At 63.9% G+C, this 24,614-nt stretch carries 23 protein-coding genes and 5 pseudogenes; 17 read left to right on the forward strand and 11 right to left on the reverse strand.

Annotation, left to right across the window (positions count from 1 at the left end; all coding sequences use genetic code 11):
- Positions 1-56 precede the first annotated feature (56 nt).
- The 5 genes and pseudogenes from L1080_RS35525 to L1080_RS35545 all read left to right on the forward strand — a co-directional run.
- Positions 57-1,676, forward strand: coding sequence for an AMP-binding protein (locus tag L1080_RS35525; RefSeq protein ID WP_250774750.1), 1,620 nt, complete (start codon positions 57-59; stop codon positions 1,674-1,676).
- A 9-nt stretch (positions 1,677-1,685) separates the two neighbouring features.
- Positions 1,686-2,444 carry a dienelactone hydrolase family protein gene (locus tag L1080_RS35530; protein ID WP_250774775.1) on the forward strand — a complete coding sequence of 253 codons (759 nt, stop codon included), beginning with the start codon at positions 1,686-1,688 and terminating at the stop codon, positions 2,442-2,444.
- Entirely contained in the window at positions 2,441-3,244 is an 804-nt protein-coding gene (locus L1080_RS35535; RefSeq protein WP_250774783.1) for an SDR family NAD(P)-dependent oxidoreductase, read from the forward strand. The genes L1080_RS35530 and L1080_RS35535 overlap by 4 nt, the downstream gene beginning before the upstream one ends.
- Positions 3,244-3,555 (forward strand): non-heme iron oxygenase ferredoxin subunit, encoded by a 312-nt coding sequence (locus tag L1080_RS35540; RefSeq protein ID WP_284708545.1) that lies wholly within the window; start codon positions 3,244-3,246, stop codon positions 3,553-3,555. The genes L1080_RS35535 and L1080_RS35540 overlap by 1 nt, the downstream gene beginning before the upstream one ends.
- 46 nt (positions 3,556-3,601) lie before the next feature.
- Positions 3,602-3,703: pseudogene (locus tag L1080_RS35545) on the forward strand (4-hydroxy-2-oxovalerate aldolase); the annotation flags it as partial.
- Positions 3,704-4,174: 471 nt separating this feature from the next.
- Here L1080_RS35545 and L1080_RS35550 read toward each other — a convergent pair.
- Positions 4,175-5,599 (reverse strand): aldehyde dehydrogenase, encoded by a 1,425-nt coding sequence (locus L1080_RS35550; RefSeq protein WP_250774788.1) that lies wholly within the window; start codon positions 5,597-5,599, stop codon positions 4,175-4,177.
- A 260-nt stretch (positions 5,600-5,859) separates the two neighbouring features.
- Between L1080_RS35550 and L1080_RS35555 the strand changes: the two genes are divergently transcribed.
- Both L1080_RS35555 and L1080_RS35560 read left to right on the forward strand, forming a co-directional pair.
- Entirely contained in the window at positions 5,860-7,068 is a 1,209-nt protein-coding gene (locus L1080_RS35555) for a cytochrome P450 (protein ID WP_250774790.1), read from the forward strand.
- 145 nt (positions 7,069-7,213) lie between these two features.
- On the forward strand, positions 7,214-8,311 hold the full coding sequence (locus L1080_RS35560) for an NAD(P)-dependent alcohol dehydrogenase (protein WP_250774792.1): 1,098 nt from the start codon (positions 7,214-7,216) through the stop codon (positions 8,309-8,311).
- Between the two features lie 289 nt (positions 8,312-8,600).
- Here the strand turns inward: L1080_RS35560 and L1080_RS35565 are convergent.
- Positions 8,601-8,984, reverse strand: a pseudogene (locus L1080_RS35565) (transposase); the annotation flags it as partial.
- 104 nt (positions 8,985-9,088) lie between these two features.
- Here L1080_RS35565 and L1080_RS35570 point away from each other — a divergent pair.
- Positions 9,089-10,231, forward strand: coding sequence for an IS701 family transposase (locus tag L1080_RS35570; RefSeq protein WP_250774800.1), 1,143 nt, complete (start codon positions 9,089-9,091; stop codon positions 10,229-10,231).
- Positions 10,232-10,434: 203 nt separating this feature from the next.
- Here the strand turns inward: L1080_RS35570 and L1080_RS35575 are convergent.
- The 5 genes and pseudogenes from L1080_RS35575 to L1080_RS35595 form a co-directional block, all read right to left on the reverse strand.
- Positions 10,435-11,200, reverse strand: a pseudogene (locus L1080_RS35575) (IS4 family transposase); the annotation flags it as partial.
- Positions 11,201-11,358: 158 nt separating this feature from the next.
- Positions 11,359-12,232 (reverse strand): annotated as a pseudogene (locus tag L1080_RS35580) (IS5 family transposase).
- A 307-nt stretch (positions 12,233-12,539) separates the two neighbouring features.
- Positions 12,540-13,340, reverse strand: a complete 801-nt coding sequence (locus L1080_RS35585; protein ID WP_250777867.1) for an SDR family NAD(P)-dependent oxidoreductase — start codon at positions 13,338-13,340, stop codon at positions 12,540-12,542.
- Entirely contained in the window at positions 13,340-13,537 is a 198-nt protein-coding gene (locus L1080_RS35590; protein ID WP_250777870.1) for a ferredoxin, read from the reverse strand. Before L1080_RS35590 ends, L1080_RS35585 begins: the two co-directional genes overlap by 1 nt.
- Before the next feature lie 13 nt (positions 13,538-13,550).
- Positions 13,551-14,786 carry a cytochrome P450 gene (locus L1080_RS35595; protein ID WP_250777880.1) on the reverse strand — a complete coding sequence of 412 codons (1,236 nt, stop codon included), beginning with the start codon at positions 14,784-14,786 and terminating at the stop codon, positions 13,551-13,553.
- A gap of 338 nt (positions 14,787-15,124) precedes the next feature.
- On the opposite strand from L1080_RS35595, the gene L1080_RS35600 reads away from it, so the two are divergent.
- The 3 genes and pseudogenes from L1080_RS35600 (at position 15,125) to L1080_RS35610 (ending at position 17,963) form a co-directional block, all read left to right on the forward strand.
- The gene (locus tag L1080_RS35600; protein WP_250777946.1) at positions 15,125-15,232 is read left to right on the forward strand and encodes a VWA domain-containing protein; all 108 of its coding nucleotides are present in this window, start codon (positions 15,125-15,127) and stop codon (positions 15,230-15,232) included.
- Positions 15,233-15,763: 531 nt separating this feature from the next.
- Positions 15,764-16,333 (forward strand): annotated as a pseudogene (locus L1080_RS35605) (NAD(P)H-dependent flavin oxidoreductase); the annotation flags it as partial.
- A 937-nt stretch (positions 16,334-17,270) separates the two neighbouring features.
- Entirely contained in the window at positions 17,271-17,963 is a 693-nt protein-coding gene (locus tag L1080_RS35610; protein ID WP_250777883.1) for a GAF and ANTAR domain-containing protein, read from the forward strand.
- A 211-nt stretch (positions 17,964-18,174) separates the two neighbouring features.
- Here the strand turns inward: L1080_RS35610 and L1080_RS35615 are convergent, their stop codons facing one another.
- Positions 18,175-18,888, reverse strand: a complete 714-nt coding sequence (locus L1080_RS35615) for a GAF domain-containing protein (protein WP_250777885.1) — start codon at positions 18,886-18,888, stop codon at positions 18,175-18,177.
- A gap of 270 nt (positions 18,889-19,158) precedes the next feature.
- Positions 19,159-19,482: a DNA ligase-like domain-containing protein gene (locus L1080_RS35620; RefSeq protein ID WP_250777887.1), complete on the reverse strand. Its 324-nt coding sequence runs from the start codon at positions 19,480-19,482 to the stop codon at positions 19,159-19,161.
- 128 nt (positions 19,483-19,610) lie between these two features.
- Here L1080_RS35620 and L1080_RS35625 point away from each other — a divergent pair, with 128 nt between their 5' ends.
- A complete protein-coding gene (locus L1080_RS35625; protein ID WP_250777899.1) occupies positions 19,611-19,952 on the forward strand; it encodes a histone-like nucleoid-structuring protein Lsr2 in 342 nt (113 codons plus the stop codon).
- 360 nt (positions 19,953-20,312) lie between these two features.
- Here the strand turns inward: L1080_RS35625 and mihF are convergent, their stop codons facing one another.
- Positions 20,313-20,624, reverse strand: coding sequence for an integration host factor, actinobacterial type (gene mihF / locus L1080_RS35630; RefSeq protein WP_250777901.1), 312 nt, complete (start codon positions 20,622-20,624; stop codon positions 20,313-20,315).
- On the opposite strand from mihF, the gene L1080_RS35635 reads away from it, so the two are divergent.
- The 3 genes from L1080_RS35635 to L1080_RS35645 all read left to right on the forward strand — a co-directional run bounded on the left by L1080_RS35635 (position 20,618) and on the right by L1080_RS35645 (position 22,480).
- Positions 20,618-20,899 carry a hypothetical protein gene (locus L1080_RS35635; protein ID WP_250777903.1) on the forward strand — a complete coding sequence of 94 codons (282 nt, stop codon included), beginning with the start codon at positions 20,618-20,620 and terminating at the stop codon, positions 20,897-20,899. The two genes, mihF and L1080_RS35635, sit on opposite strands and share 7 nt — an antisense overlap.
- 124 nt (positions 20,900-21,023) lie before the next feature.
- On the forward strand, positions 21,024-21,428 hold the full coding sequence (locus tag L1080_RS35640; protein WP_250777905.1) for an Lsr2 dimerization domain-containing protein: 405 nt from the start codon (positions 21,024-21,026) through the stop codon (positions 21,426-21,428).
- 221 nt (positions 21,429-21,649) lie between these two features.
- Complete coding sequence (locus L1080_RS35645; RefSeq protein WP_250777907.1) at positions 21,650-22,480, forward strand: ribbon-helix-helix domain-containing protein; 831 nt, start codon at positions 21,650-21,652, stop codon at positions 22,478-22,480.
- A gap of 330 nt (positions 22,481-22,810) precedes the next feature.
- On the opposite strand, the gene L1080_RS35650 is transcribed toward L1080_RS35645, so the two are convergent.
- Entirely contained in the window at positions 22,811-23,755 is a 945-nt protein-coding gene (locus tag L1080_RS35650; RefSeq protein WP_250777909.1) for a phospholipase D family protein, read from the reverse strand.
- 230 nt (positions 23,756-23,985) lie between these two features.
- Here L1080_RS35650 and L1080_RS35655 point away from each other — a divergent pair, with 230 nt between their 5' ends.
- On the forward strand, positions 23,986-24,249 hold the full coding sequence (locus L1080_RS35655; RefSeq protein WP_250777911.1) for a hypothetical protein: 264 nt from the start codon (positions 23,986-23,988) through the stop codon (positions 24,247-24,249).
- A 108-nt stretch (positions 24,250-24,357) separates the two neighbouring features.
- Positions 24,358-24,543, forward strand: a complete 186-nt coding sequence (locus tag L1080_RS35660) for a hypothetical protein (RefSeq protein WP_159927832.1) — start codon at positions 24,358-24,360, stop codon at positions 24,541-24,543.
- The last annotated feature ends 71 nt before the right edge of the window (positions 24,544-24,614 follow it).

Consider the following 24,614-nt stretch of genomic DNA (forward strand, 5'->3'; position numbering starts at 1 on the left):
CCCCGAACAGTCCAGAGGAGCAGAGCGACCAACACAACACGAGGGGAGCGGTAGGCATGGCAAGTCGGGACTCGGCCGAGGTGAAGATCGGTGACTACGACTACTCGCGGTGGACGTTAACCGAGATTCTACGAACCAACCTGGCACAGCGACCGGGACGTATGGCGGTTCGCAGCGCCGAGGAGTCGTACACCTATCAGGAGTTGTGGGACGAGGCCTGTCGACTCGCCTTCGCGTTCCACGAGGCCGGCATCAAGGCTGGCGATCGTGTCTTGACCATGATGGACAACTCCGGCGAGTGGGCGATCTGCTTAGCGGCGCTGAATTTTGTTGGCGCGGTGGGGGTGCCGGTCAATGTGATGTATCGCGGTTCGATTCTCGCTCATGTTGTGCGTGACAGCCAGGCCACCGCCGCAGTCGTCGAGCACAGCTACCTGGAAACTCTCACCAGCTCCGATGACGGACTTCTCGGTACGTTGATCGTCCGCGGTGGCGAGAGGGGGGACGTGATCTCTACCGACCGCCCCACCCTGTCTTTCAGTGACCTGCGCGCCGGGCGCAAGTCACTCGAACCTGTCGCCACACACCCGTGGGATGGCGTTCTCGTGGGTTACACGTCGGGTACCACCGGAAACTCGAAAGGAGTCCTGATCACCCAGGCGCACCTGGTCAGCATGTCAGACCCCGACAGCATTCAGAAGATGACCAAGGGCGACGACGAGGTCGTCTATATCGCTACTCCCCTATTCCACGCGCTCGGTAGCGGAGCAGTGGTCGCAGCGTGGATCCTGGGCGGCGAGGCGCACATCGCGCCCCGTTTCTCGGCCAGTACGTTCATCGAGGACGCGACCAAGGTCGGTGCCACACACACATACCTGGTAGCGGCCATGGCCGATTTCCTCTTGCAGCAACCTCGCCGCGAAAGCGACGCGCAATGCTCGATCGTCACGGCCTACCTCAACCCGGTGCACTCGAAGCATCGCGAGTTCACCGAACGGTTCGGGATCGCGATTCGTTCCTCGTACGGTTCGACCGAGATCGGTGGTGCGATCGCTACCGGGGCTGACATCGAGGCGATCGAGCGGAGGTCTTGCGGTAAACCTCGTCCGGGTGTCACCATCCGATTGGTCGACGACAACGACTTGGAGATTCCGGTCGGACAGACCGGTGAATGCGTTGTCCGGCACCAATATCCGTGGACGCTGTGCGCCGAGTACATCGGAAATCCCGCGGCGACTGCGGCGGGATGGCGCAACGGCTGGTTCCACACCGGCGATCTGCTCCGCCAGGACGAAGACGGCTACTACTACTTCGTCGACCGGAAGAAGGACGCCATCCGCCGTCGCGGCGAGAATGTCTCGTCGGTGGAGGTGGAGCGCGAGGTCCTGGCGCATCCCGATGTCGTCGACTGTGCGGTGGTCGCGGTCGACCTTGCGGAGTTCGAGCAGGAGATCAAGGTCTTTGCGGTGTGCCGAACCGGGACGACTCTCTCAGAAGAGGTTCTAGCGGAGTTCCTGGCCGATCGGCTGCCACGTTTCGCGGTGCCGCGTTTCGTCCAGTTCATCGACGAGCTGCCCCGTACCCCCACCCAAAAGATACGCAAGCAGGAGTTACGGGCCCGAGCGAACGACGAGTGCTGGGACCGTGCGATCGGCCAGATCGTCGTCCCAAAATGAGGAGCGGAAATGCTGACCACATTGCCTGTCATCGAACCGACCACATCCCGCCTGCCCACTCCTAGTGGCGAACTGGACACGCGCGAGATCCAGCTTCTCGGTGAGCCACGGGGACTGGTTCTGCTGCTGTGTGCGGCGGGCCGGTTGTCCATCGACGCTTGCGAGACGATGAATGCGTTCGCAGAGCACGGCTACGCCACCGTCGCCGTCGACTTGGTGACCAATGGCGGCGAGGACGACAATGCGGTTGTCGAAAATCTCAGAGCGGTGGTCGACCGTGCGCTCGACGAGGGCTGGGAGCCGGAGCAGATCGGCTTGGTCGGCTACCGGGCCGGCGGCCATGCCGCCTTGCTGGGGGCCATGACAATGGAACTCGGCGCAGCCGTGAGTGTCTCGCCGACAGACATCGACACGATCAACCTGTCCAGCCAGAACGGGGACATGCGCACACCCTGGCTGGGCATGTTCGGCAACCACGATCCTTCGGTGTCACCAGCGCAAATTCTGACCCTACACGGGCAGCTGCGCAGTCTGCCGAACGCATTCGTGTCGGTCGTCTCCTACTCCGCCGGCTTCGACTTCTTCCGAGACTCCGGCGACCCGTCGGTGCACGCCGTCGCTTTCGACAGTTGGCAACGCACCGTCGAATGGCTGAATCTGCGGGTGGCCCCGCGGCTGACCCCACTGGCCCTGGCCTGGCGCGAGAAAACCAGCACTCAGGACCAGCAGCCGATCGCACAACCTGAACCCAAAGGAGATTTGCAATGAACCGATTGGCAGGCAAGGTGGCGATTGTCACCGGAACCAGTCCCAACATCGGCGGCACTTTAGCCAAGGGACTGGCTAAAGAAGGGGCGGCGGTCGTATGCACCGATATCGACCCCGAGGTCGCCAAACAATGCGCTGCGTCGATCCAAGCCGAGGGGGGCCTGGCAGTCGCCCACGCCGGAGACGTGACCGATCAGGCGCATGTTCACGAGGTTGTGCAGCAGACCGTGGCGAACTGGGGCAGGATCGACATTCTGGTCAACAACGCGGTCCAATTCAACGTCAAGGGTCTACTCGCCATGAGCATCGACGAATTCCGTCGGCAGACCGACATCATCTTGTCTGGGTCATTCCTTTTCACCCGAGCGGTCGCCGAGACGATGATCGAAAAGGGCGAGGGCGGAAGCATTATCAACGTGCTTTCCACGGCCGCGTGGCAGGGACAGCCGGGCAACGTCGGATACTGCACGGGCAAAAGCGGTCTGATCAACTTCACCCGATCCGTTGCAATGGAGCTCGCTGAATTCGGTATCCGCGTCAATGGATTCACCCCGACGGCGACAATGCCCACCGATCCCGATCTGCTACGCAATCTGGCCGAACCTGCCGCACCGAGCCAGTACCAGATGGACTTTTTTGCCGAGATGCCACTCAAACGCTTGCCAAGCCCAGAGGACTACGTACCTGCCGTGGTGTTCTTGGCCTCCGACGACTCCATGATGATGACCGGCACGAACATCACAGTCGACGGCGGAGCTACTGCGAAGTACTGGCCCTGGACACCGCACGGGAAGTCCTGATGATCCGGGCATGCTCGCGGGACGCGCTTAAGCCGGGCACTTCGATGACAGTCGACGTCGGGGGGAACTCAGTGGCCCTGTTCCGCACCGAAGCGGGAGAGTTTTTCGCCACCCAGGACTCGTGTACGCACGAACAGTGGTCGCTGGGCAGTGAAGGCGAGCTGGAAGGCGACGAGGTGGTGTGCCCGCTGCACATGGCCCGTTTTGACCTCCGCACCGGCAAAGCGCTGTGCTTCCCCGCCACGGTTGCCATGACGACCTACCCAGTGCATGTCAACGACAACGGCGACGTCTTCATCTCGCCTGAGTAATTTCGTGACTAATCACGATGACATCCGTCGCGAACATTGACGTGGGGAGCACGGCTGCGACCTGTTCACCCTGCAGCATCGCCCGGTTTGCGTCGATCGTGAGACCCTCACACTCGGCTACGCAGGCGTGTACTCGAAGTACGGTCGGTCTGATTCGGCGCACGCGCCGGACGGAACGCTGGGGCTTCGTGAGCACACCACTGATCACCCCGGTTGCGTCGAGAATTGACAATCTTGGTGTATGTCGCCGACGACTCTGAATCAGCGACTGTCGGCCGCGGGGACTATTGGTGTCCCGCCGTCGATGACAGCCTTGCCGACGGTCCCGACGACCGAGCCCAGTCGCAATCACTCCACCGCTACCTCAAGGCCATGTCGGCAGCGGAAGAGCAGATCGGCTCATGTGTGGCCGGGCCCGCTCCACCTGGCTGCCTGGCCTCCGGGTGGAAGAGGCCACCAGCATCGCGAGGCTGATGGCCTCCTCACCGAACGCGCCACCGACGGACTTTCGGTTGCCAGCATCGGCCTGGACTATGGGGCATGTAGTCCTCAGTCAAGAGGCGACGATCTGCCGACATGGTTCGACGAACGCATCGAAGCGACCTAAGGTTGGCCGGAATCAGCCGAGAGTGACCCCGGCAGAAGGCGGGGTGATTTGCTTGAGCTCTAGGTACGACTCGAGCCCCTCGCGACCATGCTCACGGCCAATACCGGAGGCCTTGTAACCGCCGAACGGGCCATTGAGATCGGCGCCGTACCCGTTGATGCCGACGGACCCGGTGCGGAGCCGACGCGCGACAGTCATCGCAGTGTCGTCGTCCATCGTCCACACGCTCCCCGCCAGGCCATAAGGGCTGTCATTCGCGATCGCGATCGCTTCGTCAAGGTCGTCGTACCCGATGACGGTGAGCACCGGACCGAAGATCTCCTCACGTGCGATCCGCATGCTGTTGACCGCGTCGACGAACAGCGTCGGCTTCACATACCAGCCGCGGTCGAGGTGTTCCGGAAGCCCGGGGCCCCCGACTGCGACCTTTGCGCCCTCGCTGATACCGACGTCGATGTACTCGGTCACGCGCTCCTGCTGCCGCTTCGAGACCAAGGGGCCAATCTCGGTGGCAGGATCGTTGGGGTCCCCCACGACAAGCTTTCGCATCATGTCGGCGATGGCGTCGATGTACTCGCTGGCGCGCGATTTCGGCACCAGGATGCGGGTCTGCGCTGCACAGATCTGTCCGTTATTCATCAAGCCGGCGATTTTGAGCCCAGCGGCGACGGCCGCTGGGTCGGCGTCGTCGAGGATGACAGCGGCTGACTTCCCGCCGAGTTCGAGACTGACACGCTTGATCTGCTCACCGCAGGTTGCACCGATGATGCGGCCTGCGGCCGTCGACCCGGTGAAGGCGACCTTGTCCACGTCAGAGTGTGCGACTAGATGGGCTCCTTCGGCACGGTCGGCGGGCACGATCGACACGACGCCTTCGGGAAACCCGACCTTCTCGACGACCTCCGCCAGGATGAGTGCGTCGAGTGCGGACTCGGGCGCCGGCTTGAGAACTACAGAGCAGCCAGTCAGGAGCGCACCCACGAGCTTGGGCATCGCCAGACCCTGGGGGAAGTTCCACGGGACGATGGCGGCGACGACGCCGACCGGCTCTCGCCGGACAACGATGTCACCTGCCATGGCGCTCGGCCGAGACTCCTCCCACTGGATTCCCTGGGCGAGTTGCACCATCGTCGCGATGATGGCCCAGGAAGCTGGGCCTTGAGCGAGATTGGAGAAGGTGATAGTCGAACCCATCTCCTTTGAGATCGTCTCCGAGATCTCAGGGATCCGCTCCTGATAGAGGTCCGCGAACACAGACACAAGCCGTATCCGCTCGGCCGGGTCGGTCTCGGCCCAAACGCCGGAATCAAACGAGGCCCTGGCTGCGGCGACAGCAGCGTCGATGTCCGCCACTGAGGCGAGGGTGACCTTCGCGATCGGCTCCTCGGAATGAGGGGAGAGTACATCTACTTCCCGGCCCCCCGCGAGGTCACCCAACGTCCTCCGATGAACAACTCGTTCTCATGCATGTGTCTGCTCTCCGACTGTCGAGGTAAAGGGGCTGTGGTCGAGGATCCGGAAAAAGCTTCTGTGACATCCGCGACAACGCACGAGGAAGTGAAACCCGTCAAATAGCGTTCTGCGGCCAGTCGTTCCACGCAACGGAAAAGATCCGTTCCGAGTGGCGGAACAATCGCGCTACTCGAAGCTGTGTCACCCGTCACACTCGTGCGGTACTCGACGAGAGAAGGGTTGCCATGACCAGCCAAGCCCGACCCCAGAATCAGGATCAAAGCCGAGACGGGAAAGCCGAAATTGCCTTCCGTCTCGGCGAGCCGGAGGTAGCGAAGCAGCCGGCGGCGTACTTCGCTGAACTGCGCGACCGATGTCCAGTCGCGCACACAGACGCGCACGGTGGCTTCTGGCTCCTGTCGCGATACGACGACGTACGTGAAGCTGCGATGAACGCATCCGTGGTCAGCAGTGCGAGCGGCGTCACGATTCCGCCGGCACCGAATCCGCCGTCGCTGTGTCTGGAACAGGACGAACCCGAGCATCGGGATTGGCGTCGCCAGATGCAGCCGTGGTTCTCCCCACAGCGAATCAGGAAGATGGAAGCCGCCGTACGGGCAATCGTCACCGAGTGCATCGACGAGGTCATCGACGATGGGCGCGCGGACCTGGCCGAAGCAATCGCAGCACCAGTTCCGGCCCTGGTCATTGGGTCGATTCTTGGCCTGCCAGAAGAGGACTGGCCGTTCTTCCGAGCGAAGAACAGTGAGTACTTCCGTCTAGGTGAGCAGGGTGACTACCAGGGTGCGATGGCTGCGGTGAACGAGCTCGTCGGCTATCTCTCCGGGCAGCTGGAGTCCCGCAAAGAAACCCCAACTGACGACCTGCTGACCGACATTCTCAACGTAAAGGTGGCCGACCGGCCCGTCAACGGCGAGGAGGCCATCTCACTGTCCTTTCTCCTGCTGGCAGCGGGTCACGAGACGACGGTGGGTGCACTCGGTGGAATGCTGTATCACGTGGCTCGAGACCGGCAGCTGCGTGACCACCTGATCACCGACCCGGACGCAATCAGTAAGGCAGTCGAGGAAGCGTTGCGTCTGGAGCCTCCCCTGCCGGGGCTGGGTCGAATGACTCGCGAACCGCTTACGGTCAACGGCACTGAGATCCCGGAGGCGGAGCGCGTCATGCTGCTGTTCGCGGCTGCCAACCGTGACCCCGACGTGTTCGACAACCCGGAAGATTTCCGACTCGACCGTGCCACCAACCACCACCTGGCGTTCGGATACGGCATCCACAGGTGTGTGGGCGCCCCCTTGGCGCGACTGGAGATGCAGATCGTGCTCGAGGAGGTGCTGCGCCGGATGCCAGGCCTGCACCTGCCGAATGAATCGGACGTGTCGGTGTCATACGCGTTCTCCCGCTCGTTCAGCAACCTCAAAGCTGCGTGGTGACGGCTCGTCCCCGGTAACGCGGACAGGAATGCGCCTCGAACAGACGTTAATCCTGAATCCCACGTCTTCAGCTGGTGATGTCGCCAGCACCTGCGTCGCCAAAGACGCGAGAAGTTGGACCAACCACGACCCCATGGAGGAACGAATGTTGAAAGACGTCGAAGCTGCGGTCCTGCGTGACCCCGAGGGCGCGTACACCATTGAGACCGTCACCCTGGACAACCCGGGCCCGCACCAGGTCGTCGTGGCGGTACGTGCCTCGGGCCTGTGCCACACCGACGCGCTGCCACGCATGACCGGGTTTCCCGTCCAGCCGCCTCTGGTGACCGGACACGAGGGCGCCGGAGTGGTCGAGTGGGTCGGTGCCGACGTCACCGACGTGGCGGTCGGGGACCACGTTGTGATGTCGTTTGCACACTGTGGGTCCTGCCCTGAATGCCAGTCAGGACACCCGGGATATTGCGCCAAGTTCGCGGAACTCAACCTGTTCGGACGTTCCATTTCTGGCGGAGTCGGCGCCACTGACTCGCAGGGTTCGCCCGTCGGAGCTAAGTGGTTCGGCCAATCGTCGTTCGCCACGAGGGCTGTGGTGGACGCCCGCAGCGTAGTCGTAGTAGACGACGACTTGGACCTAACCGTTCTGGCCCCTCTGGGATGTGGGGTGATCACCGGCGCCGGGAGCGTACTCAACACCATGCGGGTTTCCGCAGGCGCCTCGATCGCCATCTTCGGGGTGGGGCCGGTCGGTATGTCCGCGCTCATGGCCGCCAAGGCAGCTGGGGCCACCCGCATCATCGCGGTCGACCTTCACGAGTCCCGCCTCGACCTGGCGAAGGAACTGGGCGCCACCGACACTTTCGTAGGATCCGTCGACGACCTGGCCGACCAGATTCAGACTCTCAGCGGCGGGGGCACGAACTTCGCGTTCGACACCACCGGCGTCCCGTCGGTCATCTTGACTGCGCTCGCGTCACTACGATCCGGTGGCATGTGCGGCACCGTCGCGGTGCAACTGGGTGACCTCGTCCTCGGATCGGGGGCTATGGACGGGAAGGCGTTGGTCTCGATCATCGAGGGCGACTCTGTGCCAAGGACGTTCATTCCACAACTCATCGATATGTGGAAGGCCGGCGAGTTCCCGGTGGACCGTCTGATTCGACGCTTCGACTTCGCTGAACTCAACGAAGCAGAGAAGCTGTCAGGCGAGGGCGAGGTCATCAAGGCGGTTGTCGTCATGCCGTGAACACTCACTTGTTCCACGCATAGATAGGACTGACCCGGCTCCGGGCATGGATCCAGCGCCGCCGTCAACAAGCACTTTAGCCTCAATACCGTTCAGTTAGCGTCCACGGATGGTGCATAACGGTGACTGGGTAGGCTGCGGATGGTGTTGGTGGTGCGCGCGTTTGGCGGCCCATTTGAGGACTTTGCGTTTGACGACGCGGGGGTTGGCTCGGAGTCGGCGTGCCGGGTTGACGCGGCGCAGTAGTTTGGCGATGCCCTGATCCCACAGCCGGTTGACTGCAGTGTGGTTATGAGGGGGAAAAAGAACGGTGGGACAGCGATCGTCGGGTGATCCGCAGGGCGGCGATGAAGGACATCCGGTCGGGGTCGTGACGGCCGGCGGTTGCGGCGTCGCGCATCAGGGTGCGGATGGCGTAGTGGCAGCACAGGCGCCCCCAGATTTCCTGGCGGACCAACGGTGGGGATTTCGACCGCAGGACGGCGCGGGCGCCGCGTTGGTGGGTTTTGAGTTCGTCGAAGGTGTTCTCGATTTCCCAGCGCTGGGCGTAGGCGAGGGCGAGTTCTTCCGCGGGTGCGTCGGAGGGGTCGAGGATCGTGGTCAGCAGTCGGTACTGCTCCGGGTTTTCCCGTCCGTCGTCGAGGGTGTAGTCGATCACGCGCATCGTGAGCGGTGTGCGCTGCTGCCGATCCGTGCCGGAGGTCGGGACGATTTGTGCCAGCTAGTACTGCAACGACAGTTTGTGACTAACGGGACCGTTGTGGTAATTGATCTACGGTGCAGTCAGAGATGCTGGAGTGGTCGGCGGGGTTCGCCGCGTTCTGTGCGCGGTTCGCCCACCGGTTTTCGCGGGTGGAGTCGCGGCGGCGGATGGGCGCGTACATGCGGGGGCTGCTCGGTGAGGTCGAACGCAAGAATGGATGGACACTGGCGGAAGCGGCCGGTGATGCGGGCCCGGAGGGCATGCAGCGGCTGCTGAACTTCTACTCCTGGGACTGCGAGGGGCTCCGCGACGACGTGCGTGAGGTCGTGGTCGAGACGATCGGTGACGCCGACAAGGGCGTGTTGATCGTCGACGAGACAGGGTTTTTGAAGAAGGGCACCCGCTCGGCCGGGGTGGCCCGGCAGTATTCCGGCACGGCCGGGCGGATCGAGAACAGCCAGATCGGGGTGTTTCTCGCCTACGCCTCCGACCGGGGTCGGGCGCTGATCGATCGGGAGTTGTATCTACCGAAGGTCTGGACCGAGGACCGCGATCGCTGCCGGGCCGCCGGGATCGACGACGAGGTGGCCTTCGCAACGAAACCCGAACTGGCGCAGACGATGATCGAACGCGCCCTCGACGCCGGGATGCCGTTCGGATGGTTCACCGGCGACGAGGCCTACGGGCAGGTCGGCAAGCTCCGGCTTTGGCTCGAATCCCGCGGTGCGGCCCATGTTCTCGCCGTCCCGAAGTCGCAGATGGTGATCTCGATGGAGTTGCGCCAGCGCCGAGCCCACGCCGTGATCGCCGACCTGCCGACGACCGCGTGGCAGCGGATCAACTGCGGCGACGGCGCCCACGGACCCCGGGTCTACGACTGGGCCGTCGTCGACATCCGGCCACTGCGAGAACGCGGTCGCGGTCACTGGCTGCCGGCTCGACGGTCGATCACCGACCCCGACGAGATTGCCTACTACATCTGCTACGGCCCCGCCGACACCGAACCCGCCGAACTGGTCCGGGTGGCCGGCAGTCACTGGGCGATCGAGGAGTGCTTCCAGACCACCAAGAATGAGACCGGACTCGACCACTACCAGGTGCGCGGGTACCCGGCCTGGTACCGGCACATCACCTTGTCGATGGCCGCCGCCGCCTTCCTGACGATCCTGCGCCGCGGCGCTCAAAAAGGGGATCTTCAGCCGGTACCCGGGATCTAATACCATTGACAATCAACGAAATCCGGCGATTGTTCAACCGCATCGCCTGTCCGGTGCAACACGCCCTCGTCCATGTCTGGCACTGGTCGAACTGGCGTCGCGCCAGCCAGGCCAGAGCGCGCGCCAGCCACTACAAACGTCGACATCACAAACTGTCGTTGCAGTACTAGGATCCGTCGTCGAGGGTCTCGAGGGTCTCGAGGGTCTCGAGGGTCTCGAGGGTGTCGAGGTGAGAGGGTCGATGTGACCCTCCACAGCAGGTCGGCGCCGGTGGCGGCGGCCCGGGTCCACATGTCGAACCCGTAGAGGCCGAGGTCGGCGAGCAGCAGCATCCCGGGTTCGAGGGTGTCCATCAGATCGTGCGCCAGCTCCCGCTCGGAGGTGCGGCACGGTCCGATCGCGGCGTCGAATACCGCGTGGGTGCCGCATTCGGCGACCGCCACCAACCGTGCCTGCGGGAACGCGGACTTCTCGCCGCGGCTCGATGCCGGCCGCCCGAAGTGCTCGGCGTTTGGCCGGTGTGTCGGGCAGGTCGAGGCAGGTCCCGTCGAGGGCCACCAACCGGCGCCCCGCGAGCCAGGATCCGGGGGTATCGGTGTCGGCAAGAGGCCGTGCAACCCGGCGAAACAGCTCCCGCACCGGTTCGTATCCCAAACGTGAACGCGCCTGGAATATAGCCGATTTCGTCGGCGGCGACCAGGACTGCGACCAGCTCGACGACCACGACAAACCATCGGTGAGCTGCTCGAAGACCTCCTCGTAGGAGCCTTCCGAATTCAATGCCATGCCGATCGCGAAATACGCCGTCACGCGAGCGGTCAACGTCCGACTTCGCTGCTCCCGACGACCGCATTCCGCGATCACCTCATCGACCAAGGACGCGGGAAACACCCTGGTCAACAACCCCACCGACACCACATCCGACAACCGCCGATCCGAGACCGGCTTCACCCATCCACTCCGCGGCACACCTCATCATCGATCCACCGATCGGCTTTGTCAGAGCATGTATGTGTCGGTGCCGCAAGTCTGCGGCGGGTCCTGGCCATGGGCGAAGAGTCGCAACCAGAAGTCCTGCCATGGCCATCGTCCGTCCTCCACTGTCGCCGTCGACTAGGTTCTGTCTGCTAATTGCGCAGACGGTGCGTTGTGACTGTTGAGGCGAGGAGTACGCCACCGAGGTAAGTGATGGCGTACTTGTCATACCGAGTGGCTATACCGCGCCAGTGCTTGAGTCGATTGAAACCCCGCTCAACGGTGTTGCGGTGTCGGTAGAGCGCCGGGTCGAAGGCCGGTGGTCGCCCGCCTCGGGAACCTTTCTCCTTCCGTCGTGCAATCTGATCGGATCGTTCCGGAATCGTGTGCGAGATGCGCTTTTCCCGCAGGAAGTTTCGAGTCGAAGGATGGGAGTACGCCTTGTCTGCCAGCAACCGCATCGTGCCACCGTGCCGATCCGGATAGATCTCGAGCAGCGGCGCCAGCTGTGGGTTATCGCCGACCTGCCCGGCAGTCAGCAACAGGGCGACCGGAGCGCAGGTGCCGTCGATGAGGGCGTGGATCTTCGTCGTCCACCCGCCTCGGGACCGTCCCAGGGCGTGATCGGTGGGCTCGCCCGCAAACGTGTAATTCGACTCAGCCCCCTGTGGATCTGGGAGCTGGAGCACCCGCCGCATGCTGATGGGCACGCACGCTGGTCGAGTCGATCGAGACCAGAGCCGCCAACGCCTCATCGTCGACATCACGGACCGCATGCACGGCGCGGAACATTGCCTCGTAGGTTCCGTCGATCGACCAGCGCTTGTGTCGTTCCCAGATCGACTGCCAGGCACCGAACTCGTCGGGAATATCCCGCCATGGGGAACCGGTCCGGAACCGCCAGCAGATCGCCTCGAGTGTCACGCGGTGGTCGTTCCATGGCCGACCACGCCGCGGACACGACGTGGGCATCACTTCCGCGAGCACCTCCCACAAGTCATCGGAAATCACACCTGAACGAGTCACCTGTCCACCATGAACCATCTTCGCCTCGCGATTTAGCAGACACGCCCTAGACGGTTCCGCCGCGGCCAGCCAACGGAGATGTCCCCCTACCGGGATCGCCGCTACTAACCCGGATCACCCGCCACCATAGGGATACTGCTCCGCGCAGCTGACCATGGGACCGTACTGCTAGCCAAACAAAACGAAGAAGTCCTGGACCTGCAGAAGCAGGTCCAGGACTTCTTTTTTCTCGGGGAGGAGAAATCCCGCGAACCAGGACGATTCTGCGGGGTCTGCAATGCCAGTGATCGTCTCCTCTGTGGTGGATTCAGTCCTTGGGCGAGAGTGTCAGGACCGGCTTGTGCGGGCTGTCGGCTACGGCTCCACCGTCGATAGGAATGATCGCACCGGTGAGGAAGGGGGCTTCGTCACTGAGCAGGAACGCAACCAGCGCAGCGACCTCCTCCGGGCTACCGACACGACCTGTGGGGTTAGTAATCTGTGAGAACCCAGCCATGCCTGACTTGGGCTTGACACCGGAGGCGTTCTGCATGGGCGTGTCGATCAGTCCGGGTGCGACTGCATTTACCCTGATGCCCGTGCCAGCACCTTGGACTGCCGCACTCTTCACGAGCCCTAGAAGTGCGTGCTTGGTGGCCGAGTAAGTGGCAAGCATCGGAGCGCCACGCAGCCCGGCAATCGAGGAGGTCACCACAATCGACCCGCCAGAGCCGTGCCGGTTGAACTCGTTGAAGCCTGCCTGCAGCCCGACGAAGACGCCACGAAGATTGACCCGTAGGGTTTCATCGAAATCGGCGAGGCTGATTGTCTCCAGAGGCCCGGAAGGGCCAGAAACGCCCGCGTTCAGGTGCAACGCATCGAGGCGTCCGAACTCGCGCACCGCAGCCTCAAAGGCTGCTGCGGTATCCTCTGCGGAACCAACATCGGCCCCGATCGCCAGATGGCGTCCCGGAAGGGAGGCAATGACCTTCGAGACGCTCTCGTGGCTAAGGTCGATTGCGACGATGCTGGCGCCTTCGGCCGCGAGGCGGAACGCAGTAGCGGCACCGATACCGCTGGCGGCTCCGGTGACTAGCACTACCTTTCCTGCAAGCCCCTGCATTCCCATCAGTCCTCGTCCACACTGATGGCCATCACCGGACACACTGCAGCTGCTTTCCGGACCGCGGGGAAACGGTCGGGGGCGGGGTCCGGGGCCAGTACGATGGCAACCCCGTCGTTGTCCCGCTGGTCGAAGACATCTTCGGCCTCGAGAACACAGAGCCCTGCTCCGATGCAGGCGGACTCGTCGATACCAATCTTCATATCTGCCCCTTTCTCACCAAGTGACGGGCATGGAATGTAGCCCGTAGACGATCGCGTCATGTTTGAAGTCGAGCTCTGTGACCTCGGTGGCCAGCCGGAGGGTGGGAATACGCCGGATTAGGGTGCCGAGCGCGATCTGCAACTCGAGCCGGGCGAGGGTCTGCCCAATGCAACCGTGCGGCCCCCAGCCGAAGGCCAGATGCTGTGTCGGGGGACGATGGATGTCAAAGTTATCCGGCGCAGGGTACAACTCAGGCGATCTGTTGGCACCGTCGACCGACAGAATGAGTCCATCGCCGGCTTTGATCTGATGCCCGTCAAGCTCAATATCCTCAAGGGCGAAACGCCGCGGACCATTGTGGATAATCGAAAGATACCTGAGCAACTCCTCCACGGCAGCGGCCATCAATGCTGGGTCGTCGCTCTGGCGCAACTCATCGAGTTGATCCGGGTGCTGGAGCAGCAGGGCCGTCGACAACGAGATCATGTTGGCTGTTGTATCGTGCCCCGCGCTGAGGAGCAAACGTGCGATGATTGCTGCTTCACGAGGAGTGATCTGGCCTGTTGCAACATTCTTCGTCGCGAGATCGGAGAGGACATCTTCTCTCGGAGTCTTCTGTTTCTCCGCTATGAGCTCTTCCAGGTACTCGAAAAGCTCACCCTGTGCCTTGTTCACCGTCTCGGGGGGAGTGTCTTGGCGCATTAACTGACCAACAACAGTCTGGAAGCGGCCTTGCTCCCCTGGTGGCACGCCGAGTAGCAGACAGATCATCAGCGACGGGACTGGCAGGGCGAACGCGGACACAAGATCAACCGGCTTGGGGCCGCCGAGCATGTCGTCAATGAGTTGGTCTACCTGCGTTTGGATAGGTTCGCGCATCGCACGCACACGCTTGGCGACAAACCCCGCATTGACCATCCGACGCCCGCGGGCGTGCTCGGGGTCATCCTGGTTGACGAAGCTCTGGCCCTGATGAGCACGTTCTCGGAAGCCTGCGCTTTCATGGGGATAGTCGGGGCTATTGGTGTCATGGCTGACGCGGGGGTCAGCGAACAGCGTTCGAACATGGTCGTGCCGAGTGAATAACCAAGCGGTACGACCGTCCCAGAGGCTGACTTCCTTCGGCATTTGGTCCTCGTGACGCACACCGACCGGAGGGTCGAAGGGACATTTGGGCTCGCGAGCGAACGGATAGTTGGGCGGCGAGGCGGTATCAGCCTGTTGGCCGCCGGCGGCTGTCATGGACATTGATGAACTCCAATCGAATTAAGCAGAAGCCTTATCGTGAGGTAGTTCACATTCGTCGACACGCTTCGTTCCGGCAGGCGGAATTATTCCACCAGAACGAAGTTTCGAATCCGCGGAACGGTTCATCATGAAGATGATCAGCGACAGGGTTTTGGCGGTGACGGCACTAATCTTGAATTATCTTTACAAAGCTGCCAGCTTCGATACACATGCAGGATCTGAAGGGTGGCACGCCAGCATAGTGCGCAGAGGCCTAAGGGATCGCGGACCGTTCCGTAGCTGTCTCGATATCCCAGTGTTCGAAAGTTCTTCGTAGGTGCAATAGCGGGCTCGACACCCTGACCGGCCGGCTCGTCGACAACGCCGGGTTCTTCGCGGTCGAGAATGTCGACAAGCTCACTGACACAGCCCTGTACGAGCTGCTAAATCCAGTGGCGGCGGGGTAATCCGAACTCGGCACGCCGTTTGTTATCCGCCGACCACGCCCGCCGGCGCGTGAGAAGACTTGCCACCGCAAAGTCCCCCACAACAGCCGTGGCCACCATCGCAACGAGAAAAACAGTGGCAGAGACACCGGTCATCTCACTGTCGAACACCCTTGCGCCAACGACGAACAGGCAACACACCCCGTAGAACGCCACGAGCACCATCCAGGCGGCCCATGGAGAGGTTCTCCGCTCGTGCCCTGTCATTCCATCCCCGCGCCACAATTCGAAGCCGGTAGCTGGCCCCTCCCAGCATGAGAATCCCTAGCGCGACGGCTACAAAAGTCACCATGATCTGTCTCCTCCCTGACCAATGTCGGCCATTGGTCATCCCTACGACGGAACATAGCCGAAGGCACCCACACACTCGTGGCATGCCGATCGAGGATCGAACACACCGAACGGTGATCGCTTACCAGTGGCCGGATCTTTCAGGTCAGCTCAGAACACGGACCTTCCGGGCCGCGCGTAACCAGTCCGGGTACTCACCCAGAAGGGGTCAGTATCGACGGTTTCGAGTGCGCCGGCCACCCCGGCGAGGACGACGTCACCGGACTCGTGCTGATCCCGGCCGCCGCCCGGGCCCTGTCCATCCCGATCGTCGCCAGCGGCGGAATCGCCACCGGCGCAGGACTCGTCGCCGCCCTCGCGCTCGGCGCATCCGCCGTCAACATGGGCACCCGATTCATGGCGACCACCGAGGCGCCCATCCACCACAACGTCAAACAACAGATCGTCGACAACACCGAACGCGACACCGTCATCGTCTTCCGCGAGTTCCACAACTCCGCTCGCGTCGCCCGCAACTCGGTCTCCGAAGAAATCGCGACCCTCTCCCGTCAGCCGGATGCGACGTTCGACGACATCGCCCACCTGGCCAGCGGTGCCCGCGGCCGCGAACAGGTGTACCGCAACGGTGACGTCGACGGCGGCATGTGGTGGGCCAGCCAGGCCCAGGGCCTGATCCACGAGATCGGCAGCTGCGAGGAAGTGGTCGGCTCGATACTCACCGATGCACGACACATCATCACCCGAAAATTGCCCGACCAGATCGGCAACTGAAATACAGCGGTTCATCGAGGCAACCGGCAACCGGCATAATAGGGGTGCCCAAGGCAGTAGCCGCGGGAAGCGGTTCGTGTAGGAGGTCTCCGGGGCGTAAATACCCCTGTAGGTAGCCCCACCAGAGGTTTCCAGCCTTGCGCGCCCACCCACCCACGACGAACGCCCCTCAACGCTGAGGGGTGTTCTCGTGTTTTCGGACCCGCACGACCGCGAACCGGCGGGCGATCTTCACGCATGCTGCCGCCGAATGCAGGCCGCATCTACCAGGGTTGGTGCTTGACCAGGGTGCGGGTCGGCGGTCGGGGTGCTCATGTCGCGAGTTCGTGCAATGAAGAACCGTATTTTACTGTTGCTTTAACTGGTAATGCGGCGTAGACCGGAGGTACGGATCCACGACGGACCAAGGTCGGACCGGAAGAGAAGATTCCACCTCTCGGTTGTGGCGCCCAGCACGAGCTGTAGGCACCCACGCACAGCAAAGCCCCCACAGTGGGCTCAGCCGCGGTGGGCCTGCGTCAGGCGGGAAATGTCTCCTGACGCCGAGGCCACATTTTTACCGCGCAACCATGCACGCCTGGTAACCAGGTGGTTCGTGCTCGCGGGCGGGTCCCCTCTGGGTCAGGGGACCCGCCCGACGTGCGTATACGGAACGCCCAGGGTCCCGCTCCGTCATCGATCTCGAGCAGCACTCGGACCCGCCCGGACCCGAATGTGACGATGTGACCTCATGTGACCGGCTACGGGCACAACAGCGTTGACAGGCAATCGACTTCCCTCGGCGTGAATTCGCGGGCGGATCGGCTCGGGCGACGTAGGGTCGAAGTAGAGGCGTCGCCATACGCCTCCGGTTCGTTCTTTGCCGGTTTCATGCGCCCACCCGGGCCCGGGAACGCGGCGAGCGCCCCGCACTCACAAATTTCGAAGGGCGCAGCACATGACTTCCCTCGACCACGAAGACCTGGGTCGATTGATGGCCGACGTCGCCCGGGGTTGGGCGGTGTCGTCCGATCTCGACATCACTCTGCGGGGCATCACCGACACCGCGGTGTCGATGATTCCCGGCGCCGACAGCGCCGACATCTTGATGATCGCCGACCGTAAGAGGTTCGAATCGCACGCCGCGACCTCCGAGCTACCGGAACAGATGGACGCCCTACAGCAGCGTCTCGGTGAAGGCCCGTGTGTCGATGCCGCCCTCGATGCCCGGATGACCCGCAGCAATGACCTCACCGACGAACGCCGGTGGCCACGGTTCACCCGGCATGCACTCGACGCCGGAGTGCGCAGCACCCTGTCCTTCCAGCTCTACACCGGTAACCACACCTCCGGTGCCCTCAACCTGTTCGCCAAGACCCCGCACGCCTTCGACGAGGAATCGGTGCTGATCGGAGAAGTCCTGGCAGCTCATGCGGCCATCGCGATCGCCGCGGCCCGCACAGCAGAGCAACTGTTATCCGCGGTGGCCAGTAGAGACCTGATCGGGCAAGCCAAGGGCATGCTCATGGAACGGTTCCGGATCGACGCCACCCAGGCGTTCGCGATGCTCACCAAACTCTCCCAGGACTCGAACACACCACTGGCAGAGGTGGCGACGAAAATCGTCGACCTCGGCCCCGACCGACCCTGACGGCCGAATGGGCGATTCCGCGGCCTGCCGAATTCCGTACATCAGGCCAGCTCGTCGGCATAGTAACCTTGCTGAGGACCCCGACATGGGTCAGGTACCTGCCGGGACGGTTGTCGGTCGCGACAGGGTCGCTGCCGTGGATCGCCCATCACGTTGTCGCCTCCGAGCAGTCCCGGCAAGGGTCCAGGAAATGCAATGCCGTCGGGGAAGGTCAGTTGCTGCCGGAATCCTCGGGGCGGAATTCGAGGCGGCCGGTGATGATGTCCTGGGCGAGCACCGTGATCCTGCGGTGTTGTGCGAACGCCATCGCCCGCAGTCGGGCGAGGGCATCGGCGGGAGACACCCGCAGCTGCGCGGCCATCATTCCGGCTGCGACGTGCACATTGCCGCGCGGAACCAGGGCAGGATCCATCACTGTCGACGGATTACGCGAGGGATCGAGTTCCTCGACCACCGTCGGGCCGAGGACAGCGGCGTAGTCCGCAGCGGCCCGACAGTACCGGGCATCGAGCCGACCGGGCTGGGTGCGGTAGAGCTCGAGGACCCCGACACGGGCGCCGTCCCCCAACCGCAGTGGGAACGCGAAGACGGCGCGAATACCGAGGTCGACTATCTCGGGGACGAACATCGGCCACCGTGTCGTTACGGCGGGATCCGCCATCTCGGGGTGTAGTTCGGGCACCGACGAGCGGTACGCGGTCAGGCCGGGGCCCTCACCCAGGATGAACTGAAGTTCGTCGATCCGTTCGGCGGTGATGTCGGTGGCGTACACCAGGTCCCGGGTGGTGTCGGTGGCGAACACGGCGACGGCCGCGCCGGCGACGCCGACGACGTCCGAGCATTCCTGGCACTGGGTACGGGTGCGGGCGAGCAGGGCCACCGTGTGATCGTCGTCGGACCGAGCCGGGTCCCGTTCGTCGGTCATTGTGCCGACTTTCCCTGATGATGCGAGGTGCAAACACTCGCGGCGCACACCCCGACCCTGCGTTGCTCGTCGGACGGCGGCCGGCACGGGACTCCGGTGGCGCCGGCAGCCCAGGTCCGGTGCCGAAACCCTGGGTGATGCGCGGGCGTCACCGCAGCGATCCGCTTTCGGGACGAGCGCCGAGACCCGAGACCCTGGTGGGTGCACGCTGGCGAGCGAAGAAGCTGACTGTGACCTGCCGGCGCAGCACCGCCGACGGGCGCACCACATTCACGCGGCGTCGCAAACGGCCGAACGAGGGCCGCCCATCGGCCCCCAACGCCACAACCTCCCCGTCCAACACCACCCGGCGGCGGCACCGAAAGCGTCCGCCAAGGCCTCGACCAGTTCCGGATTCGACGACGTCACCACGTTCAGATTCCGCGACCCCAGAACCGGATCGCTCCGGCCACCGGCAGAGGCCAGCAGTCGGCAGCCGTCGTACTTGATCTCCGCCGCCCAGGATCCGCTGAATTCACCCTCGGGCGGTGCGGCCAGGGTCGCCAATATCGGGGCAAACAGCGGGGCAAACAGCCCCCGGTCAGCATGGCCCATTCGCCGATTGTCCGCCCTGACCCGCCGCCCCGCTGTGGTTCACCTCCTGCGCGGATTGAACCCAGTAGCTTTCTGACGCCGGGGCAGTAGTGTCTGCCTGGCTGTAACTAAGGCAGAAGGAGTTCAAGGTGGCGCGGAAAGTGGTCGTGGAGCAGGTCGACGACATCGACGGCAGTGTCATCGAGGCCGGCAAGGGCGAGCACATCACGTTCTCAGTGAACGGTGTCGACTACGAGATCGACCTCAAGACGAAGAACGCCCGCGAATTCCTCAAGACGATGGACTTCTACATCGACCATGCCACCAAGGTCGGGAGCCGCAAGCGTCGCCGGACCGCACAGGCCGGCTCGGCGCGATCCCGGTCGCAGGCCGGGGAGGTGCGGAAGTGGGCGGTTGCGAACGGCTACGAAGTTTCCGCACGCGGCCGGATCCCCGCCGACATCCAGGAAGCGTTCGACGCAGCGCACTGACCCAATTTCGACACGAGGCGGCCGCGCCGGCTCCGTTCTTGAACCGACGCGGCCTGAACACGACCGATACTCCGGAATACCGGGCACCCCTGATCCACGCCTTACCCCAGACGGTCCCGCTCGACACGAGGTGTCGACCTGAGGGTTCGGGCAGTGTGAATCGACGGAGCTGACGCAGGGCAGCAAGCCGGTCTCGACCCGTCCCTTCGAGGGCCTTGACGTGGGAAGCCGGGCTTCGTTACCTGCTCGGGCACGCTACGCACTGTAGGTCTGATCCGGCCAGGGTGACGGTGCCCGTCGAACACCGTCGCGTCTTTCAACGGCCCCGCGGCCGCCGATATTCTTCCGGTCCTCGCCGGGTCAGGCGGTGATGTCGAGGAGTGCTTGCCGCTGATTGGTGCCCAGCCCACCGATCCGGCGGGTGTCAGCGATCGACAGCTCCTCGAGGATTTGCGTTGCCCGCACCTTTCCGACGCCTGGCAGAGCTTTGACCAGGGCTGATACCTTGGTCTTCTTCACGATTTCGTCCGTCTCCGCCTTTGCGAGGACGCCGGCGATCGTGAGGTCACCGGCCTTTACCGCGGACAGTAGTTCGGTCCGCGCCTTCCGCGCTACCGCGGCCTTCTCCAGTGCTTGTGCACGCTGCTCGGGGGTCATGACGGGCAATGCCATATACGGGTCTCCTCGCTGCTCTCACCGCCCAGGAATGGGCGGGTTTGGGTTTATCGTGCCAGGTAGAACGCTGGCGCGGCGGGGAAGCGGAGGGCGACGCCAGCGGCGTGCGCTTCCCTCGTGCCCACCTCGACGAAGTGGCCGCTGAACTCAACGATCGACCCAGGAAAGTCCTCGGATGGGACATCCCGGCGGAACGACTCGCCACACTGATCGGCCCAGGCCATGGCATCTTCCGACGCCTTACCGAACCGACTTCGCTGGCGATCGGGTAGCGACGGCAACACCGCTTTGGCGGACGGACCCGTCGCGCTCGACGACGTTCACCCCCTTGTCGCGCAGCTCCCAGTACTCTGCGCTAGAACTGTATCGAGACATACACGAGGAATCGGGGGCACTGTGGCTCGTAAGAGGGTTGTCGAACTCGTTGACGACATCGACGGGACAGTGTTCGGCGACGAAGGTGAGAAGATCACCTTCGCGGTCAACGGTGTCGAGTATGAAATCGACCTGAAGGACGAGCACGCCAGCGAGTTCCACAGGAAGATCGGTTACTTCATCGAGCATGCCACCCGATCACTCGAATCGACGACTTCGTCCAGGTCTGCTCCAATGTCCGTAGGTGCTACGACGCGTGCGCAGTTCTCCGCCCGCTTGGACCCAGACTTGCTGCAGCAGGTGAAGATCGAAGTAGCCACCCGTGGGACGACTTTGCAGGAAGCGACGGCCGAAGCATTCAGGCTTTGGCTGTCCTCGAAGGTGACTACTCGTCCGCGAGGGGTGCGGCCACGCGCACTGGGGTAATAGCCCTCAACCATCCGCAACCGGAAACCGTGCGCGGAAGCACTCGAAGTGCCCGCCAAGCGGGCGCCCGGCGGGATGTATGACGATGATGCGTACGCGAACGAAATTTCACGATCAGCACTAGGCTTTACCAAACCATGCGTGTTGCGACGACCGCTGGAATCCGCCCCCCCCCCCGACGTCGGGGCACAACCATGTGCACGAGCGGAGGAAGAGCGGGGATGACGGAGTCGAGGCCAGGGCGGATCCCGGTGGGTGATCCCATCGCGCTGCGCTTCGATCCGGAGACCAAACACCGACTCGACGAGATGGCCGAGGGTATCGGCCCGCGCCGGTTCGGGGCGCTGGTCCGGGTCGCCTGCCGACGACTGGTCACCCAGCCCAAGGCGGTCTGCCACCGTCTCGAGGAAGCGCGGCGACTCTCGGCAGTCCGGTGGGCGATCCCGCTGGTCATGCTTACACTCAAACTGGAACCGGACACCGCGCAGAAGTTCACGGCGTTGGCCGCCCGGTACGACACCACGGTCAGCGCACTCATGCGGATTGCCCTGCACCGATTCCTTCAAACCCCAGGCCGCTACAAACATCCGATGCTCCGCGAGGCCGGGCGGACCGGACTGTCCGACAAGGTCGAGGTGATGGTCAACCCCTCAGCGAAGCAACAGGTCTGGCGCCTCGCCGGCCGGCACGGGGACAAGCTCAGCACCGCGCTTCTTCGGGTTGCTCTTCGCCGCTTACTCGATGAGCCCGGTGATCTCACCGCCGACCTGGAGGCCATCGCACCGTTGCGGGATCTTCGGCCCGAAATCTTCTCCGTAAGGGTCAATGTGCACTTCGACGCCCCGCTGCGGGACAGGCTCGACGCCTTGGCCGCACAGGTCGGGTCCGACCGTGCCGAGTTGATGCGTCTGGCCGCGCAGCGGATGCTCGACGCCCCCGGAATGATCGAACAGGCAGTGAACCGCGAGATCTTCCGCAGCGAGAAGAACAGGGCGCCTCTCATGGCCGGCCACGCCCGCCGCCAGGCGCGGCGCCGCACGCAGCCGGACTGATCAACCTGACCCTCCGCACCCACACGAACCGATCGACCACGGCTGCTGGCCAGTGTGTGGTGGCTGGGTTGCGTTGTGATGTATCCGCCTCCGGTGGTTACCCGGCCACCTGCGGTGTCCCCCGAAGTGAGCTGCGCTGAGCTGCGGCGGAGGAAGAAGAACGACGAGACTGTGTTCGGCGGTGAGAGAGAAAGCAGCAGTTACACGCCGGACATTGTCGAGGGCGAGATGTCGCGGGCGAGAACGCCGACGAGTTCTGTGCATCCTCAAGGCATTTCGAGGAGAGTGGGCGGTTCGGTGGTGCTCCGCCCTTTTCGTGGGCGTGTCCGCTCAGAGGTCCCATAGTGCGAGTAGCGCCGTGCGGAGGGTGGGGGAGCGGACGTAGTGGTCGGTCCGCAGCCGTGGCCCGGGGTGCCCGAGGTCGGTGAGGCTCTTCTCTGCGTCGGTGAGGGGCACGGGTGGCAGGTCGGTGCGGGTGCGTAGGAAGAACAACACCGCTCCGCCCGACCGTGGGATCCGCATCGGATCGGAGATCACCACGGCCGGCGGGTGGATCCACTCGTCGCCGGTGGAGACGAAGACAATTACGTCGCCGCGCCGGATGGTGCCGGGTGTGTCGAGGCGGAGCGACTCGAGTTGGTATTTCACCGCCGGGCCGCCGGCGGCGTTGTGTCGGCCCCGCTGGGTGTCGAGGACCTGTTGTTCGGTGTCGGTGGGTTCGTAATCGACGGCGTGTTTGACGAACATCCGGCGCACCGGTGTGGGCAGGAAGTCTGTTTCGGTGCGGACGCGGCCGGTGACCCCGGGCAGGGGGACGGCGCGGCCGATCTCCCACTCGAGGATCGCGTCGTCGAGGAACGCCTGATCGACCTCGGTGATCTCGTCGAGGCTGTCGATGAAGTTGCGGACACCGGCGACGATGTCGGGGTCGTCGGTGATGACCACGGCGTCGTCGGCGAGGGTGGAGTTTTCGGAGGCGTTCGCCGACCCGATCACCGCCCGGGTACTGGTGGCGATCACCTTGGCGTGCAGGGTCGGTGACGACAGCACCCGCACCCCCCGCTCGACGTAGTAGGTGAGGGCGGCGGGGGAGGTGGCGTGTGCCCGGATCGCGGCCTTGGAGGCGTTGACGACCAGCAGGTCCCCGGCGCGCAGCGGGAGCAGCTCGGGTGCGTCCTGGCCGAGGTAGCCGATCGCGGCGTATCGGCCGGCGCGGGTGCGGATGGCGCGGGTGATGTGTGGCCACGGGCTCGGCCCGTGGAAGGTGGTCCCCATACCGACAGACGGTAACCGGCGCGCCTTGGGTGTGGTGCCGGTCCCGGGCAACGCTCAAAGAAGCTCAAGGGGGGCACGGTCGGTCGGCGCTCCTCGGCGAGGTCGACGGTGGCGCGGGTGAGGGGCTGACGGCGGTCGCCCGGGGTGCAGCGATCCGGTCGAATCTCGGTTGCGGACAACGCGTCAGCGTCGGCTTCGGCCCCGACCGGCGGACCGGCGCTCGTACGCTTGTGAGCACCACGAGACGCGACCGGCGGGAGAAGGATCATGAGTTACGAAGCGATCTACGACGGGTCCGTTATCCGCTCGCCGATGCGGTCGCCGCTCACGGCCTCGAGGACGACATCCGGGGCATCTTCGCAGACAACGGTAACGGGGGATTCGTCGGTTTCGTCAGCCAGAACTCGACGGTTCGCCTGCTGATCACGCCGGCGACTCCGATCGCGATTCGGGGCAGCGACGAGCCGAACCCGACCGTCGTCCACCGCTGGTAACCCCGCCCCAGCAGATACCTCCGTGGGCCGCGCCGGTGTGTCCGCCCTATGGACGAGGGGTTGTCAGCGAGACTTTCGGCATCGACTGCCAAGTAGAAGGAGGGTACGGTGCCCAGCCTCATCTTCAATGGTGTCACCTACGGCATCAGCCAGACCCGATTCGAGGCCACCCGGGAGCTGCTCGCACGGTTCGCCGAGGGACACACCCTGGGAGTGACGATGTCGCTCACCCATGATGGCGCCCGGCACCACCTGTTCATCACCCCCGGGGTGCCCATCACGCTGGTGGAATGACGACTCCGCGGTGGTCGAGTCACGACGGTTTCCTGCGCTGATGTGCCCGGGCAGTGTCTCCGGCGTCGTCG

Source organism: Rhodococcus sp. MSC1_016 (assembly GCF_023667485.2).
In the GTDB taxonomy this organism is placed as follows: Bacteria; Actinomycetota; Actinomycetes; order Mycobacteriales; family Mycobacteriaceae; genus Rhodococcus_F; species Rhodococcus_F oxybenzonivorans.